Genomic DNA, 17,533 nt, shown 5'->3' with positions numbered 1-17,533 from the left:
CATCCGACAAGGCAATCAGCGTGTTTCGAGACAGCCTTGATCTGCATCATCCGTGGGAGTGTTATTCGTTTGTAAGATTGTCCTGTCAGGATGAGGCGCGTCTGATGCCCTGTCGCGGATGAGACATGCTGGAGATGCCTCGAGATATCCGGGACATCAGCAAGGAATCTGATATTTCTAACATAAAGTGCAATGGAGTCTGCGGCCTCGTGTCTCCATCATGCGCACGCATGCTGAGCCATGTCTGCATGATCCCCTTATCGAGAGCCTGGTCATGACAACGTCACCTCTTGCGCCGAAAAGGAGTTCGCGCATGTTTTCTACTTCAATCCCGACCAGTAATGGACCTCGCTGCCCCGAGTGCAATGAATCATTGCATTGGCCAGCCTGTGATCTCCCCGATGAGCACCTGTTGAAATGCCCGAATGGTCATGTCCTGTGTTCCATGGGGGACTTCCGATTGGCAGCGCGTGAGATGGCACTCCAGGAAGAGTTTCGTCTGACGCGAGATGGTGCCCGCTCCCATGCGCAACGACGCCCACTGGAGCACTCCGCGAGAAATCGTCAGGATGCCATCGTCAGCGGTGAACGCATCAGCGCGGCTTGAGAGTTCTTGCATCCTGAGGTCTCCAGCTCATTGCAAAGCCCCCGCCCACGCCGGGGGCTTTGCGTTCCTGGCACACGACGCGAGCGGGAAGGGAGTCGTGTGCAGGAGACAGGCAGCCGCCTAACAGCTGCTCTTCTCGACCTTCGGTGGCAAGCACGCCATGGGGTTGCAAGCAGGATGCCTGCCCCCATGTCTTTCACAACCGCATGGATCCTGCGCACTTCCCGTTCCCCGGGCTTGCGTCGCGGATGCATGCCTTCCAGAGACTGCACAGGAGGCTGTTACATGTCCGATCTATCCGAGGAACTGCGTATCCCCAAGCCGTGCCCCGACTGTGGTAGCAAGCGGATGCGCGTCTCTCAGGTGCACAATCCGGAAGACAAGGTCTTCTGCGCCTCGTGCGGCACTTACGTCTGCCTGTATGCGGATGTGGCCAGGATGCGCGAGGAGGGGGCGTCCAGTGAAGCCGAAGAGCTGCTGGAGCAGGCCGCCAACAAGGGTATCAAGAAGTAACGACATCACCGGGGTATCCGGAGATGCCACGCCCTGAAACGCAAGAGGCCCTCACGTCGGTGAGGGCCTCTTGCGTTTCAGGGCATGGCGCGAATCAGCTTTCGTCAGAGCCCGTCGGCGTCGATGCCTTGGCGATGGCGCCGGTGTTGTCGGCGGCTTCCAGCTTGGCCAGCATGTTCTGTGACTCACGCTTGAAGGCGGCCAGCGCCTTGCCGGACAGAGACTTGTTGTTCGGCAGCTGGACGCGCATGGCATCGACCTGACGATTGTTGACCATCACCTCATAGTGAAGGTGCGGGCCGGTGGAGCGGCCGGTATTGCCGGACAGGGCGATCTTCTCACCCATCTTCACGCGCTCGCCTTTCTTGACCAGAGGTCTGGAGAGGTGCAGGTAGCGGGTCTTGTAGCCATTGTCCATGCGCAGCACGAGGTAGCGGCCCGCCAGCGGGTGGTTGCCGACCAGTTCGACCACGCCATCAGCCGTGGACAGGACCGGTGTACCGACGCGAACGGCAAAGTCGGTGCCCTTGTGCGGGCTGATGCGACCAGTGACCGGATGGCGGCGGCTCAGGTTGAAGGGCGAGCTGATGCGCGCCTTGTGAGCCAGCGGGTAGCGATTGAAGGCCGGGTCGAGCCCCTTGCCGTCCGGAGTGTAGTAGCGGCCATCGGCGGCATTGCGCACCACGGTCAATGACTTGCGGGTACCCTCGTAGCGGGCGGCCAGAATGCGCGAGTCGGTGCTGGTGCCATCGATCATGTCGGACTCGACCAGCACCTGGAACTTGTCGCCCTTGCGGGTATCGCGACGGAAATCGATCTTCTTGCCCAGTACCTGGGTCAGCTGGGTGACATCCGCCACGCCAAGACCGGTGGCCTCCGCCGAGAGCGAGAAGCTGCCGCTGACGGTACCGGCGAATAGACGCTGGGTCGCTTGAGTGGCCTTCTCTATCTTGGCGACGCTGAAGGAATCCTGCTGAGGGTCACGCTTGACCATGAAGCCGCGACGCGCATCCTTCATGATGCGCAGCGCCAGCAGGTTGCCGTCCTCGTCGAGCTTGTAGTCGAGGCTGTCACCGATGCGCCAGTGGGTCAGCACACGCTTGTCCGGCAGCGACTTGATGATGCGGGTGGTCTCGCGATAGCCGAGCCCCAGAGAACGCTCCGCCATCACGGCAAAGGTGTCGCCCGCCTGAACGGTGTAGGTCTGCCATTCCGGGACATAGACTTCCTTGGCTGCCAGTTCGGTCTGCAGCGTCGGGCTCTCGCCCAGCTCGACCGGATCGACGGACAGATCATCGTAGGAGGTCCCGCCGGCCTGCTCATCGGTCGCGGTGGCGATCACCGCCTCGGCCGTCTTCACGGCAGAAGGTGCCAGTGCCACGATCGGGCCGGGCTCAGCTTCACCGGCAGGGTAGTTGGCGTCGGTCAACATCACCGGCATGTCGAAGTCGACATCGATGACCTCACTCGGCGTCAGCGCGGAGAGTGGCACCTCGCCAGCTGCGCTCAGTGCCTGATGCCCCGCATCAAGACTGGCCGTGGCCAGCGGAGCAGGCGTCTGTTGCGCGTGCGCGATGGCAACCGGTAATGCGTTCGTCACCTCCGAGCTGGCATTGGCCAGGTCGATGGCGAGGTGGCGAGAGGCAGGTGAGATCTCTTGAGAGTCCAGAGTTTCAAGAAGCTTGTGAGCGCCCAGCACGGTGACCATTGTGGCAACAGGTAAAAGAAGATACTTGTGCACGCGTGGGAGCGAATGAAGGATTCGCAGCATAGTTGACCGATGATGTGATGAAGTGAACAGAACAGAAGACGACAGATTCGCATCCGAACCTTAACCAAGCTTTTGCGCATTCGATAGGCTGGACACATGTCCAGTATTAGGAATTCAACCCTGTTTTGATCATCAGGGGTCGTGCTAGCGGTGTCTGTTTTATGAGGACAGTCGAAAATCCCGCCATTTTTGCTTAAGAAACGCTGTTCTCACAGTAATATCTGCTTGCTGTTAAATTTTGTAACTTCGTCGAAATATTCTGCAAGTCAGTGCGTACATCACGAGGATAGCGTCCTGTTGTCAGAGGATTGTGACGCAGAGTGGCGAACGTGTTGGCACATGATGCTCTGGCGTCGCAACATGAGATCTCTGAAGGGGGCGAAGATTGTCCAGAGGGACAGCAGGGTGGCGTCGCACGTGTCGCCCTGTCTCGCCTTTCGTGCGCCCGCGTGGCAACAAGAAATCAGTGGAGAATGTCCGATGTCGTCTCGAGTGACTCTGGCCCAATGGCAGATGCTGGCCGCCGTGGTCGATCATGGCAGTTTTGCCCGAGCCGCCGAGGCCGTGCACAAGAGCCCCTCCACGCTCAATCATGCGGTGCATCGCCTGGAGGCGTTGCTGGGAGTGCCGTTGCTGGAGCCGGTGGGGCGCAACGTGCGCCTGACCGAGGCCGGCGAGATGCTCCTGCGTCGCGCACGCCAGTTGATCGAGAGTGCCAGCGCGCTGGAGGATGTGGCCCAGGCGCTGTCACAAGGCATGGAGAGCGAGATAAGCCTGGCCGTGGACCAGCTGTTTCCCTCGGACCTGCTGGCCCGTGCGTTGGAGGGGTTCTCCGCGGCCTATCCCCAGGTACGGATACAGCTGCACGAAACCACCCTGACGGGTGGCAGTGAGCTCTGGGATGCCGGCCAGGTCGATCTGCTGGTCAGCGCGCTGCCACAGGAAGGGCAGCTTGGTAGCCTGCTGGTGCGGGAAACCTTCGTGGCGGTAGCGGCGCCAAGGCATCCCCTGCATGCGCTGGGACGGCCGCTGGATCTGCGTGACCTCGAACAGCATCGGCAGCTGGTGGTGCGCGACAGCAGTCGCTCGACAGGCATGGATGCCGGCTGGCTGAAGGCAGAAGAGCGCTGGACGGTGAGTCATCTGGCGACGTCCGTCGATCTCGCCGAGCGTGGCCTGGGCTTTGCCTGGCTGCCGCGTTCACGAATCTCGCAGGCGCTGACCCAGGGGGCACTCGTGCCCTTGCCCTTGCTCAACGGCGGCGAGCGTGAGATCGACATTCATCTCTACCTGCCTGATGCCGACAGCGCCGGCCCTGGCGTGCGTGCGATGGTCGAGCAGCTGCATCACAGCGTTCAAGGGGGGTGAAGCACTCCTGAGCTACATGAGGAAGCGGCTGGGGATTGGAAAAGCCTCTGGGCGCTACCACCTGTCGGAGAGGCGCCATTCGTTGCGTGCGGGGACCATGGCTCCTCTGCGATCCCTTGAATGGCTATCCTCACCTTGCATCACAGGACATTTCCTCATGGGCTTACTGGTCGATGGCACCTGGCAGAACCGTGGTTACGATACCGACAGCAATGGCGGGGAATTCAAGCGCGAGAGTGCCAGCCTGCGTGACTGGGTCGTACCCCCCGGTACGGCCGAGCAGGGCCCTGACGGCCAGTCTGCCGTGCCCGCCGAAGTCGGGCGCTACCATCTCTATGTCTCGCTGGCCTGTCCGTGGGCCCACCGTGCGCTGGTGATGCGCTCTCTCAAGGGACTGACGTCGGTCGTGGGCATGTCCTTCACCAGCCCCTACATGCTGGAACATGGCTGGAGCTATCTCGAGGAAGAGGGCTCCAGTGGCGATCCGATCAACGGCGTGCGCTACCACCATCAGCTCTACACCATGACCGACCCGCACTACACCGGCCGTGTCACCGTACCGGCGCTGTGGGATCGCAAGGCGGGGTGCATCGTCAACAACGAATCCGCTGACCTGGTGCGCATCTTCAACGACGCCTTCGATCCGCTGACCGGCAATGACCTGGACTTCTCTCCCGAAGACCTGCGCGGCGAGATCGACGCTCTCAATGCCGAGATCTACGACAAGGTCAACAATGGCGTCTACAAGACCGGTTTTGCCACCCGCCAGCAGGCCTATGAGCGTCACTTCACCGCGCTGTTCGCCTGCCTGGATTCACTGGAACGCCGTCTGGCCGACTCGCGCTATCTGGTCGGTGAGTGGTTGACCGAAGCGGACATCCGCCTCTTCACCACGCTGCTGCGCTTCGATGTCGTCTATCACGGCCACTTCAAGTGCAATCAGCGCCGCATCAGTGACTATCCCAATCTCTCGAATTACCTGCGCGAGCTGTACCAGTGGCCGGGCGTCGCCGAGACCTGCGATCTCGCGCAGATCAAGACCCACTACTACGGCAGTCAGCTGGCGGTGAATCCGACCGGTATCGTGCCCCTCGGCCCGACGCTGGATCTCGAGGCACCGCATGATCGTGAGCGCCTGACAGGGCAGGGCATTCGCCGCCACCACTGAAGCCATCGCTGCCGGGACGAGGCGTTCGGCCTCACGGCCTGGTTCGTCTGGCCTTGGCCAGCCAGCGGTCCAGCGCATTGCCGAAGTCGCGCTGCTCGCGCTGCCCATAGGCGGAGGGGCCGCCGGTGTGTTCGCCGCTGGAACGCATGCTCTCCATGAAATCGCGCATCTGAACCTTGGCGCGGATGTTGTTGGCATCCAGTGTCTCGCCGCGGCTCGTCATCACCAGCGCGCCTTTCTCGATCGCCTCCAGCGCCAGCGGCAGGTCGGACGTGATCACCATGTCGCCGGGCCGGGCGCGCTCGACGATCAACTGGTCCGCCGCATCGGCACCGGCAGGGACGGACAGTGCCTTGACATGCACCGAGCGTGGCAGCGGCACCTGATGATTGGCCACGAACCAGGTGGGGGTCGCGGTCCGCTCCGCGGCGCGGACCAGGATGTCGCGCGCCGCGCGCGGGCAGGCGTCAGCATCGACCCACAGCGTGGTGATGGGCTCGGCGGGTGAGGGGGTGGTGGGGTCTTGCACGTCAGTCATGCCGTCTCCTGTCAGAGGGAATTGGCGAGTGTGGCCTGCGCCGGTAGACGCCTGGCCTGCGACCAAGGTCAAAAGAAAGGATGCAGAATGCGCGAGGGACTGCTAGAATGCCAGCTCCTCGCATGTAGTGACCCACCATCCTGAGTAGCCGAAGCCGGTGATCGCCTTTCTTGACAGGCCTTCAGACGGTAATTTCGCGCCTCCCGGACCGAGTGGCGTAGCTTGCCCCGAGCCCTCCGTGACCCCTCGATCCTTCGATGTCCGGCCGCCGCGACGCAAGACCCGTCCCAGTCCACAGTGTGCATGATGGAGCGCCCCGAGACTCTCAAGTGGAGAGCCTCTGGTTGCTGTACGGTCGCCGCAGCGTTGTGCCTGATAGCGGAAATGCGTCTGCCATCAGAGCAACCCGGGCCCGTCCATGCCAAGACGTCCAAGCACTCGTACGTTTTTTCTGATGATGCCAGCGCCTCGTGCCTGACGGCATCGCCAGACGGAGCCCTTACGCTTCGTGTCGGTTCAAGCCGACCCATTCTTCAGCTACAAGCTTCACTTGTAGCCATTTAGGTGTGAGATATACATGACCACGACTTCCGTCGTCGATCGCTTCAGCGATCTTGCCCTGCTGCCTGCCGTCCTGACCTCTCTCGAGAAGCTGGGCTACGAAACACCGTCCCCCATCCAGGCCCAGACCATCCCGAGCCTGCTCGATGGCCGTGACATGATCGGTCAGGCCCAGACCGGTACCGGCAAGACTGCGGCCTTCGCTCTGCCGCTGCTGACCCGTCTGGACCTCGACCGCCGCGAGCCGCAGGTTCTCGTGCTGGCTCCGACCCGTGAGCTGGCTCAGCAGGTCGCTGTCAACTTCACTCGTTACGGCCAGTTCATGCGTGGCCTGGAAGTTGCCACCCTGTGTGGTGGTCAGGACTACCGCGAGCAGATGCGCAGCCTGAAGAGCGGCGCCCAGATCGTCGTCGGTACTCCGGGTCGTGTCATCGACCACCTGGATCGCAAGAGCCTGAAGCTCGACGGCCTGTCCGCCCTGGTGCTGGACGAAGCCGACGAGATGCTGCGCATGGGCTTCATCGATGACGTCAAGCGCGTCGTCGCCGATACCCCGAAGGAAGCACAGCGCGTGTTCTTCTCCGCGACGCTTCCGACCGAGATCGAGCGTATCGTCAACCGCTACCTGGTTGACCCGATCAAGGTGGCCATCAAGTCTGAATCCAAGACCGCTTCCACCATCGAGCAGATGATGGTGCGTGTCGAAGGCGGCGCCAAGCTGGAAGCGCTGTCTCGCCTGCTGGAAGTCGAGACCGTCGATGCCGCCATCGTCTTCGTGCGGACTCGTGCCGCCTGTACCACCGTCGTCGAGCAGCTGATGGCTCGCGGTATCTCCGCTGCGGCACTGTCCGGTGATCTGGACCAGTCCCTGCGTGAGCGTACCGTGACGCGTCTGAAGCGTGGCAAGGTCGACGTGCTGGTCGCGACCGACGTCGCCGCTCGTGGTCTGGACGTGGCGCGTATCACCCACGTCTTCAACTACGACCTGCCGGGTGACAGCGAATCCTTCGTCCACCGTACTGGCCGTACCGGTCGTGCCGGTCGTGAAGGTCGCGCCATCACCTTCGTCAGCGGTCGCGAGATGCGCAAGGTTCGCTGGATGGAGCAGGCTCTGGGCCAGCGCATCACCGAACGCCAGCTGCCGAGCGAAGAAGAGATCCGTGCTCACCGTGACGCGGCCTTCCGTGCTCGCGTCGTCGAAGCCCTGGGCAGCAGCTCCAATGGCCACCGCGCCCTGGTGCAGAGCCTGATCGAGGAAGGTCATGATCCGGTCGAGCTGGCCGCGGTCTTCGTCAAGATGGCTCGCGCCGAAGAGACGCCGATCCAGTCCCTGCCGAAGCCGGGTGCGCGTCGCAACGAGCGTCCTGAGCGCGGCGAGCGTCCGGAGCGTGGTGAGCGTCGCAGCTCTGCGCCGGTCGCACGTGAAGGCATGAAGCTCTACCGTGTGGCCGTCGGCCATCGTGACGGCGTCAAGCCGGGTCAGCTGGTTGGCGCTCTCGCCAACGAAGGTGGCATCGAAGGTTCGCGCATCGGTCGCATCGACATCCGCAACACGCACAGTGTCGTGGAACTGCCGAGCGGTCTGCCGACCAGCATCGTGTCCAAGATGGCGCGTGCTCGCGTCGCTGGCCGTCCGCTGGAATTGGCAGAAGACGGTGCGGGCGCTCGTCCGCAGCGCCGTGAAGGTGGCAACGACGACCGTCGTCGCGCCTGATCAGGCCTGAGTCTGGCCGGCGCTGAACACAGTGCTGGCCACGGCTGCTGAAAAGACCGGTACCTCTCACGAGGTGCCGGTTTTTTTGTGCCTGGACGAAAGGCGCCACAGGGGCTGGTATCCTGTTCTGGCATAGCGGTGGAGCGTCCACCGTCCATCATTTCCCGAGGATGCCCACATGATCTCTTCACTCGATGCCCTGCGCCGTGGCCTGAAGGCCGCGCCCGCCCGCCAGCTGATGCTGTGCGCTCTGCTGGCGACACCCTGGTTGTCGCTCAGCGCGGCCCATGCCGAGTCCGGCATGCCCGCCAGCAGCGCCACGCCGGAGATTCGCGTCCCGCTGGTCTCGCTGGAGGCCCTGCGGCTGTCGCCGGTGGTCACGCCGCAGGGCGAGGTGCTGGGTCGGGTCGAGGATGTGCTCAGTGATACGCGTGGCCAGATCCATCGTCTGTTGGTCCGCCCGCAAGGCGGTGACAAGGCGGCCAGCATCGACTTCGCGCGCTTCACTCGTGAAGCCGTCAGTGATCCGCTCGCCGCCGCGGCCCCCGGCGACATCCGCTACCGCCTGGTGCTCGACATGACGCCGGAGCAGCTGGCGGCACGCGCGGATCAACCGCTTTCCAATCGGCTCTCGCGTCAGCTGGAACGCAGCATGGGGGAGGTCGGCAACGGGCTGGACAGCTTCCGCAACCAGGCGGCGGAGGTGCTGCGTTCACTGGGCAAGCAACTTGAAGGTGAGGGCGATCGATAGCATCTGAGAGGGAGAGACCCGCAACCGCCGTGAGGGAATGCATGAGTAAGTGCATGAGTGAGTGGACGACAGCACTGCACGATTGGAATCTCGACCCTGCCGACGCCGTTGCCATGCAACGCGTAATGGCGACGCGACTGACGCTGACGCCGCCCTGGGGAGCAAGCTCCGAGGACTGGCCGGCGACCATCACGGGGGTCGATATCGGCTTCGAGGATGCAGGCGAGGTGACACGTGCGGCGGTGGTGACGCTGGATCTGGCGACGCTGGAACCCCTTGAGCAGCAGCTGATCCGTCAGCCGACCCGCATGCCCTACATTCCGGGCCTGCTGTCATTTCGGGAGCTGCCCGCTGCCATCGCCGCCATTGAGGCACTCGAGCGGCCGCCCGAATGCCTGATGGTGGACGGTCACGGCATTGCCCATCCGCGCCGCCTGGGCGTGGCGGCGCATCTCGGCCTGTGGTGTGACCTGCCGTCCTTCGGCGTGGCCAAGAAGCGTCTGTGCGGCAAGCATGGCGAGCCGGGCGATGCGCGTGGTGACTGGGTCGCGTTGACGGATCGCGTACGCGAGGCGGATGCCGAGCTCGGCATCATCGAGGACACCGCGCTGCCCAGACGCGAACAGCGCAGCCAGCTGGGCGCCGTGCTGCGCTCACGCGCGAAGGTCAAGCCGGTGTTCGTCTCGCCGGGCCAGCGCATGAATCTGGACACGGCGCTTTCGATGACCCTGCACTGTCTGGGCAAGACCAAGCTGCCCGAGCCGACCCGACTGGCGGATCAGCTCGCCAGCCGGCGTCTCAAGCGGCTCCGTGATGCCTAGCGTCGCATTACCTGTCTTCGCGTTATCTGTCTTCGCGTTATCTGTCTCAGCGTTATCTGTCTTTGCGAGGCCTGGCGGCGCTTAGCCTTCGATCTCCAGACGGCTCTGGCCGTTGCCCGAGGGGCGCACCGCGATACGCACCGGAATGCGCTCATGCATCTCGGCCACATGCGAGATGACCCCGACGCGACGGCCGCTGGCCTGCAGGCCATCCAATGCCTCCATCGCCAGCGCCAGCGAATCCGGGTCGAGACTGCCGAAGCCCTCATCGATGAACAGCGATTCGATGCGCAGCTCGCCGGAAGCCATGCCCGCCAGGCCCAGCGCCAGTGCCAGCGAGACAAGGAAGGTCTCGCCACCGGACAGCGAGTGAACGCTGCGCAGTTCATCACCCATCTCGGTATCCACCACCACCAGTCCCAGCGGGCTGGCGCCGCGGGCCAGACGATAGCGACGTGCCAGATTGGTCAGGTGCAGATTGGCATGCTCGATCAGGCGCTCGAGATTGAAGGCCTGGGCGATGGTGCGGAACCTGGCGCCGCTGGCGCTGCCGATCAGCTCCGACAGCGCCCCCCAACGCTGATGTTCGGCCCGCGCGGCTGCGAGACGCTCGGCAAGCGCGGCGCTGCCACTGCGGCGCTGATCATCATTGAGTATCGCTGCCTGTGCCGTCTGATGGGCCTCGCGCACGGCATTGAGCGGTGCCTTGAGTGCCGTGATCAGACTGGCCAGCGCCTCGCCAAGCTCGCGGGTGTCGTCCTCGGGCCCTGGCGGCGCATCCGTCAGTGTGCCAGCGGCTCCTTCTTCCGGGGCCTCCTGCAAGCGGGCCTGCAGACCAGCATGCACCGCCAATGCCTGCTCGGCCTGGCCGCGAATGACGCCGAGCTCTTCAGCCCCTGATGCACCGTCTGCCTGCGTATCGTCTCCAGTCGTGTCCTCGGCGGGCGCTGCCAGCTGTTCGAGCGCTGCCTGCCAGTCGGAGGTCCGAGCGGCCTGCCAGTGTTTGAGCTGACGCGCATTGCGCTCCTCACACAGGGCATCCGCGCGTGCGATTCGCTCGTGGGCGCTACGCAGTTGCTGGCGCAGTGCCTGCAGGTCGTGATCCTCGACGGCCAGCAACTCCTCGATACGCGCGTCATCCAGGCCAGGGTTCGCGGCCTGCCAATGCGCGCGTTCGCTGTCGAGCGCGCGCTGCTCCTCTTGCAGCTCCGTCTGGCGTTGCTGCAGGTTGGCCTGCTGCTGCGTCAGCTGCTGTTGCTGGTCGCTCAGCGCCTGCAGCGCCTGACGCGCATCCTCCTGCTCGTTGCGCATGCGGGTGGTCAGCGATTCGACCCAGTCGGACCAGTCGCTCACGCTGGCATGCTGTCGCCTGGGGTCTGCGCTCAGCTGCTGGGCAAGCGTGCCGCTCAGCTGCTCGATCTCGCTCGCCAGCGCCGCGATGCGTGCCTCACATTGCTGAAGCTGTGCTTCGCCATGCTGGCATTGCGTCGTCAGCGTGGCGTGGCGTGTCGCCAGTGCCTGGCGTTGCTCCCGCAGCGGCGTCAGCTGACGCAGCGTCGTCACCAGCGTGTTCTGGCGGGCGTCCAGTTCGCCAAGGCGCTGCTCGATCAGTTCCAGTGCTCGTGCGGCAGGCAGCTGGGGCAGGGACTCAAGCAGCGGCTGCTCTGACAGCGAATGCCGAGCCAGAATGTCGGTCAGGTTCGACTGACAGGTCTGCGCCTGCTGCTGCAGACGTTGCCGCTCCGTGTGCAGCTGCGCCTGTTCCTCCTGCAGGTAGCCGAGCTGCTGCTCGAGACGTGCGTGCTCGTGACTGGCCGCCTCCATGGCGTGCTGCGCGGTGGCCGTGGCCTGTCGGCGCTGTTCAAGGCGCTCGCGGGCCTGCTGTTCCAGCTGAGCGATCAGCGCCTCGGCCGGCGCGGCCTGGGCGGCGGCGGGGTGCTCATGGCTGCCACATACCGGACATTCCTCGCCATGGACCAGCCCACGGCGCAGCGCCATCACGTTGTCGCTGCGTGCCAGACGCTCCTGCTCCTGCTGGCGGCGCTCGGCGTCTTCCTCGTGGCGCGCCTGATCACGGGCCTGCAATGCCTGGGCCTGCCGGGCAGCCACATCGCGCAACGCCTGTTGCTGCCGAGGCAGCTGCTGCTCCAGCTCGACAAGGCGCTGCTGGACCTCATCACGGCGGGCCAGGCCATTGATCTGCTCGCTGAGCACAGGTTTCAGCTGCAGCAATGCATCGCGCTGACGTTGCAGCTGGTCCCGATGGTCTTCGGCATCGCTCAGCGGCTGGCCGGACTCGTCGACCAGCGTCGCCTGCAGCTGCTGGAGTTGCTGATCCAGCTGCTGGCGCTGTCGATCCTGTGTCTCCAGCTCCTGCTGATGGTGGACGAGCGTGTCGCGCAGGCGTTGCTGCTCACTCTGCTGGCTGACATGTGTCTCGCGTTGTTGCGCCAGACGCGAGGCCACCTGACGGGCCTCTTCCAGCTTGGGCAGTTGCTCGCCACGCCAGGTCTCGCAGCGCTGCATGCGTTCATCGGCGGCCTGCTTGTCGGCCCGGGCCTGCTCGGTGCGTGGTGACAGAGTGCCGAGCTGTTGCTGTACTCGGGTGAGCTGCGTGGTCAGCTGGACATGCTGCGGCGAGATCGCCTTGAGGCGCAGCAGGGCAGGGCGAATCGGTGCGAGGGCTTCCAGGGCGCTGAGTTGCTCGCGCTGACGGGATAGCGCAGCACTGGCGGCGTGAGCCTCCTTCTGTTCAAGCTGCGCCTGACCCAGGGCCTGTTCGAGCTCGCCCGCCGTGGTGGTCCACTGGTGATAGGCCGTCAGCGCATCATGCTGTTCGCTGAGGCGGGTCATGGCCGTCTGGCGTAGACGGACCTCATCCTCGAGTGCCTGGCGCTCGTCCGGGCTTGCCGGCAGCTGGCCATCCAGCTGGCGTTCGAGCTCGTTGACGGCCTCGCGGGCGCTGCGCTCACGCTCGTGGGCGGCGATCGAGATATCGGAGTAGTGGCCGGTATCGGTCAGTTTCTCCAGCAGCTCCGAGCGCTCGTTGTCGTTGGCGCGCAGGAAGGCGCTGAACTCGCTCTGGGCCAGCAGTACGGCGCGGGTGAACTGCTCGAAGTTCAGTCCCAGTCTGTCGATGATCAACGCCTTGGCGTCATTGCTGGTGGTATTGAGGGTCTGAGCTGACTGGGTGTCATCGGCCGTGGGCAGCAGCTGGAGATGTTGCTTGGCGTTCTGCAGGCGTCCGCCGGGCTTGCCGCGCGCGCGGCTGACCGTCCAGCCGGCGCGATAGCGCAGGCCATCGCGGCCGATGAAGTCCACCTCGGCCTTGCCTTCGCCGCAGCCGCGCCGGAGCAGGCTGCGCGGGTCCTTGAGGGTCAGCTGATGCTCGCCGACATCCTCCAGCTGACCGCCGCTCGGGGTCTGGCGCAGGCGTGGCGTGGTGCCGTAGAGCGCCAGACACAGGGCATCGAGCAGCGTGCTCTTGCCAGCGCCGGTGGGGCCGGTGATGGCGAACAGGCCCGCATCGGACAGCGGCGCCTTCTCGAAGTCGACTTCATGCGCGCCGGCCAGCGAGGCCAGGTTGTCGAGGCGCAGGGCGAGGATCTTCATGACTGACCTCCCTTGGCCTTGTCTGCTGAGGCTGTCTTGTCGTCCTGGCGACTGGGCTTGGTGGTCTTGCTCGGTTCCCCTGCCAGGCGTGCCTCACGCGCGATCTCGACCTCCTCGAGCAGCTGGGCGAAATCCTCGATCAGTGACGGGGCCGGCTCGCTGTCATAGGTGGCGCGATAGTGGCGCTCGAACAGCCCCATCGGTCCCAGCTCATCGAGCTTCACGCCCTTGGGCGCGCGATTCTCGGCGCTGGGCGCCGGATAGCGGGTGACCAGCTTGATCAGCCGCAGCGGCGCGCCTTCCAGCAGCGCCTCGATGCGCGCGCGCAGGTCGATCACGGGCGCCTCCAGTTGCACGCTCACCTCAAGCCACGGCCAGCGTGCCGGCTCGAGTTCACGGTCTGCCTCGGCGACCAGCGCCGTGAGCTGGGCGGTGATCTCGGTCAGCGGTGCAGGCCCGATGCGCGTGAGCGCGACATGGCAGGGCACGCGATGCTCCTCGACGCCCACGAGTGTCTCGTCTTCGAGAGTGATCTCCAGCACGCGGTGACCGTAATCGACCTCGGAGAAGTCCATCGCCAGCGGCGTGCCGCAATAGCGGATACGCTCCTGGCCGCCCACGCGTTGCGGACGATGCAGGTGGCCGAGCGCCACATAGGCGATGTCGTCGGGGAACAGGCTGGTCGAGAGCGCCTCTTCGCCCCCCATCAGGATCGGACGCTCGCTGTTCTCGGAGACCTCGCCGTCTCGCATGTGCGCGTGGCCCATGGCGATCAGCGCCTCGCCGGGCTGGCGGGCGGCACGCGCCGCGCTGACCAGCTGCTCGTGCACACGGGCCACTCCCGCGCGATAGGCCTCGCTGCGGGTGCGCTCAGGCTTGTCCACGTCCTGCGACTCATCCTCGCCAGCTCCCAGGCCGGTGACCTCGGCCGGGCGCAGAAAGGGCACCGCCAGACACAGGGCGCGGCGCTTGCCATCACGATCATGCAAGGGCACCAGCAGATGCTGGCAGTCGAGGCTGTGGGCATCGCCGCCGTCGGCGGAATCATCCACCCAGCGCACGCGACCCAATGCATGCGTCTTGAGACGCGCGAGCAATGCGGCTGGCAGCTCGATGCGTGAGCCGGAGTCATGATTGCCGGCGATCATCACGATCTCGAGCGCCGCGTCCTGCTCGTGGGCGCGCACGATGAAGTCGTAGAGCAGCTCCTGGGCGGCGAGGCTCGGATTGACTACATCGAACAGATCACCGGCGATCAGCAGGGCGTCCGGGGTCAGACACTTGAGCCGTGCCAGCAGCCAGTCGAGAAAGGCGGCATGTTCGACATGGCGACTCTGGCCATGGAAGCTCTGGCCGAGATGCCAGTCCGAGGTATGCAGAAAGCGGAAGCTCACGATGCGTTCCTTGCGGTGTCAGAAGGAGAATCACGAACCCGGTCGAGCTGACGTCCGAGTCTGGATGTGCTCAGTGTACGGATTGCGTCTGGTCGGGCGAAGGGGAGGGCATCATGTGTCGTGCATCTGGAGCGCATTTTCAGGCAGTTGATCTGGATCAATCCCGTTCACGGGCAAAATCGACAAAAGTCGCTACGCTGAAAGTCGAGGCCTGTGTCGAAATCCGACAAGCCCCGGCGATGGCAGCGTCAGGGTGGCTTCAGAAAAGCAGGAATCGATGGACGACCAATGAACAACAATCAGGCCGGCAACATGGGAAGCCGTTGCCGATGCCCAGAGATGACAGGAAGGAATCGCAATGCGCCACGGTCTTTTTGCCTCACCTCGCCCCGATAACCTCGGCCTGCATGATGGGCTGCTGGCACCAGCCCCGAGTACCCCCAACGGGGTCAGCTCCCAGGCCTCTGACAGCAAGCATTACGTAGCGCCGCTCCCGATGCCGACGGACTGTTGCCTGAGCGCGATGGAGAAGATGCACAGCATCATCGAATCCATGGGTCATGCGGAAATCATCAGTACGGATGACGGTTATCTGCATGCGGAATTCCACACGCCCCTGCTGGGCTTCGTCGATGACGTGGAAATCGTCTGCAATGAACAGGAAGGCGTCTGTCATGTACGCAGCGTGTCACGCATGGGACATTCCGACCTCGGCAAGAATCGTCAGCGGGTCGAGGATATCCGTCATCGCCTAGAAGGCTGGGGTTACTGCAGCTGAAGCTGCCCCGAGAAGGGCATCGCTCACGTCGATGCGCCATCTTCACCTCGCCAATGCACCTGTGTGCCTCCCGACGACTTCCCATCACCCCGGTCTGCCTGTTCAGGCGCCGGGGTGTTTCGTCTGCGTCTATCGTGCCTGATCTGCCTGGCCGGGCTTTCATGTCCCTTCGCGCGCTTGCGACATTTCGTGTCCCTCGCTGCAGAAACCGCCCGTAATCCGTGAGCGGGCGCTACCCAGCCACGGGCGTGTTTGCTACTCTGGGTGCGTTACATGAGACGCATGACTGCATCGAGCAATATTGTGTTTTTCGCAATACAGTGATGCAGCGTACGCTGGCAGGATTCCGCACCATCGCCACGCCCGGGGCAACCCCGGTGCTTTCCGCTATTGCGCTCGCTAGGACGCCTGACCGTGGCGTCTGCGAGGCTTGTGCTGAAAGACGACACGACAACAAGATGCGCGACGCGTGAATCACTCTTGACCATCGCTGGACACCAGCCCCCGCTAACACAGAGATCCATGAACGATTCCGTCCCCGCAGCGGGCTCAGCCACCGCTGCCCACGATTTGCCCAACGAAAATTCGCTCAAGCGTGGTGACATCAAGGTACTTGGCCTGTCCGCACTCGGCGGCGCTCTCGAGTTCTATGACTTCGTCATCTTCGTGTTCTTCGCCACCGTCGTCGGTCAGCTGTTCTTCCCGCCCGACATTCCCGAATGGCTACGTCAGGTGCAGACCTTCGGTATCTTCGCCGCCGGTTATCTGGCGCGCCCGCTGGGCGGCATCATCATGGCCCACTTCGGCGATACGCTGGGTCGCAAGAAGATGTTCACGCTGTCCATCTTCATGATGTCGTTGCCGACCCTGCTGATGGGCATGCTGCCGACCTATGCCGTCATCGGCATGTGGGCGCCGCTGCTGCTGATCATCCTGCGCATCTTCCAGGGTGCGGCAGTCGGCGGTGAGGTGCCGGGGGCCTGGGTGTTCGTCAGCGAACACGTCGCACCGCGTCACAATGGTCTGGCCTGCGGCACCCTGTCGATGGGGCTGGTGGGCGGCATCCTGCTCGGCTCGCTGATGGCCAGTGCCATCAACAGTGTCTATACCCCGGAAGAGGTGAGTGATTTCGCCTGGCGGATTCCGTTCATCATCGGTGGCGTGTTCGGGCTGTTCTCGGTCTACCTGCGTCGCTGGTTGCACGAGACCCCGGTCTTCGCCGAGATGCAGCAGAAGAAGGCGCTGGCCGCCGAGCTGCCATTGAAGATGATCCTGCGTGAACAGCGTCCGGCGATTGCCGTGGCGATGGCCGTCACCTGGGTGCTGACCGCCGCCATCGTGGTGGTGATCCTGATGACACCGAGCCTGATCGCGGAGCTCGAGGGGCTGACTCGTGCCGCCGCCTTCTCCGCCAACAGTCTGGCGATCGTGGCGGTGTGCATCGGCTGCATCGTGTCCGGTTACATGGTCGATCGCATCGGTGCCGGGGTGACTCTGGTGCTGTGGAGCGCTCTGCTGGGCATCACCTACTGGATCTTCCTGGCCACCATGCACTCGGACCCCAGCCTGCTGGTGCCGCTCTACTGCCTGACCGGCTTCAGCGTCGGCATCGTCGGCGCGGTGCCGAGCATCGCGATCCGCGGCTTCCCGCCGGCAGTGCGCTTCACCGGGCTGTCGTTCTCCTACAATGTCGCCTACGCCATCTTCGGTGGCTTCACGCCGATTCTGGTCTCGCTGATGATGACCGTCTCGCCGCTGTCGCCCACCTGGTACGTGGCGGCGCTGTCGCTGATGGGCGTGGTGCTGGGTCTGTGGCTGGCGCTCAGTCCGCGCGGCCGCGAGCTGATGGAAATCACGCGCTGAGCAGAGCACTGACTCGGCGCCAGGGCGCCTGTTCCCGACCAGTCAGGCATTCATCTGCCTGAAAACGCGCATCA

Annotated in this window: 13 protein-coding genes; 9 read left to right on the top strand and 4 right to left on the bottom strand. The window is 64.1% G+C overall.

The genetic code is table 11. From position 1 onward, the window contains the following. The first annotated feature begins 313 nt into the window (after positions 1 to 313). The gene (locus BFX80_RS17880) at positions 314 to 607 is read left to right on the top strand and encodes a hypothetical protein (protein WP_136939025.1); all 294 of its coding nucleotides are present in this window, start codon (positions 314 to 316) and stop codon (positions 605 to 607) included. Positions 608 to 892: 285 nt separating this feature from the next. Next, positions 893 to 1,120 carry a hypothetical protein gene (locus tag BFX80_RS15150; RefSeq protein ID WP_077379159.1) on the top strand — a complete coding sequence of 76 codons (228 nt, stop codon included), beginning with the start codon at positions 893 to 895 and terminating at the stop codon, positions 1,118 to 1,120. 94 nt (positions 1,121 to 1,214) lie between these two features. On the opposite strand, the gene BFX80_RS15145 is transcribed toward BFX80_RS15150, so the two are convergent. Continuing rightward, positions 1,215 to 2,720 (bottom strand): peptidoglycan DD-metalloendopeptidase family protein, encoded by a 1,506-nt coding sequence (locus BFX80_RS15145; RefSeq protein WP_338079118.1) that lies wholly within the window; start codon positions 2,718 to 2,720, stop codon positions 1,215 to 1,217. 651 nt (positions 2,721 to 3,371) lie between these two features. On the opposite strand from BFX80_RS15145, the gene BFX80_RS15140 reads away from it, so the two are divergent. Beyond that, positions 3,372 to 4,259 (top strand): LysR family transcriptional regulator, encoded by an 888-nt coding sequence (locus BFX80_RS15140; RefSeq protein WP_077379163.1) that lies wholly within the window; start codon positions 3,372 to 3,374, stop codon positions 4,257 to 4,259. A 157-nt stretch (positions 4,260 to 4,416) separates the two neighbouring features. Further along, complete coding sequence (locus BFX80_RS15135) at positions 4,417 to 5,427, top strand: glutathione S-transferase family protein (RefSeq protein WP_084209329.1); 1,011 nt, start codon at positions 4,417 to 4,419, stop codon at positions 5,425 to 5,427. Positions 5,428 to 5,458: 31 nt separating this feature from the next. Here the strand turns inward: BFX80_RS15135 and BFX80_RS15130 are convergent, their stop codons facing one another. After that, on the bottom strand, positions 5,459 to 5,965 hold the full coding sequence (locus BFX80_RS15130; protein ID WP_077379167.1) for a YaiI/YqxD family protein: 507 nt from the start codon (positions 5,963 to 5,965) through the stop codon (positions 5,459 to 5,461). Between the two features lie 577 nt (positions 5,966 to 6,542). On the opposite strand from BFX80_RS15130, the gene BFX80_RS15125 reads away from it, so the two are divergent. The 3 genes from BFX80_RS15125 (at position 6,543) to BFX80_RS15115 (ending at position 9,812) form a co-directional block, all read left to right on the top strand. Continuing rightward, positions 6,543 to 8,240, top strand: coding sequence for a DEAD/DEAH box helicase (locus tag BFX80_RS15125; RefSeq protein ID WP_065392493.1), 1,698 nt, complete (start codon positions 6,543 to 6,545; stop codon positions 8,238 to 8,240). Between the two features lie 178 nt (positions 8,241 to 8,418). Further along, the gene (locus tag BFX80_RS15120) at positions 8,419 to 8,991 is read left to right on the top strand and encodes a PRC-barrel domain-containing protein (protein ID WP_084209328.1); all 573 of its coding nucleotides are present in this window, start codon (positions 8,419 to 8,421) and stop codon (positions 8,989 to 8,991) included. 53 nt (positions 8,992 to 9,044) lie between these two features. Further along, entirely contained in the window at positions 9,045 to 9,812 is a 768-nt protein-coding gene (locus tag BFX80_RS15115) for an endonuclease V (RefSeq protein WP_084209327.1), read from the top strand. Between the two features lie 81 nt (positions 9,813 to 9,893). Here the strand turns inward: BFX80_RS15115 and BFX80_RS15110 are convergent, their stop codons facing one another. Beyond that, entirely contained in the window at positions 9,894 to 13,424 is a 3,531-nt protein-coding gene (locus BFX80_RS15110) for an AAA family ATPase (protein WP_084209326.1), read from the bottom strand. Beyond that, a complete protein-coding gene (locus tag BFX80_RS15105; RefSeq protein WP_084209325.1) occupies positions 13,421 to 14,818 on the bottom strand; it encodes an exonuclease SbcCD subunit D C-terminal domain-containing protein in 1,398 nt (465 codons plus the stop codon). Before BFX80_RS15105 ends, BFX80_RS15110 begins: the two co-directional genes overlap by 4 nt. A 358-nt stretch (positions 14,819 to 15,176) precedes the next feature. Between BFX80_RS15105 and BFX80_RS15100 the strand changes: the two genes are divergently transcribed. Together BFX80_RS15100 and BFX80_RS15095 are read left to right on the top strand one after the other, a co-directional pair. Beyond that, entirely contained in the window at positions 15,177 to 15,596 is a 420-nt protein-coding gene (locus tag BFX80_RS15100) for a DUF1499 domain-containing protein (protein ID WP_077379176.1), read from the top strand. A gap of 522 nt (positions 15,597 to 16,118) precedes the next feature. After that, positions 16,119 to 17,459: an MFS transporter gene (locus BFX80_RS15095; RefSeq protein ID WP_077379177.1), complete on the top strand. Its 1,341-nt coding sequence runs from the start codon at positions 16,119 to 16,121 to the stop codon at positions 17,457 to 17,459. Positions 17,460 to 17,533: the final 74 nt, after the last annotated feature.

The sequence above is a fragment of the Cobetia marina genome (genome assembly GCF_001720485.1).
Lineage (GTDB): Bacteria > Pseudomonadota > Gammaproteobacteria > Pseudomonadales > Halomonadaceae > Cobetia > Cobetia marina.
This window is presented reverse-complemented; position numbering and strand designations above follow the sequence as displayed.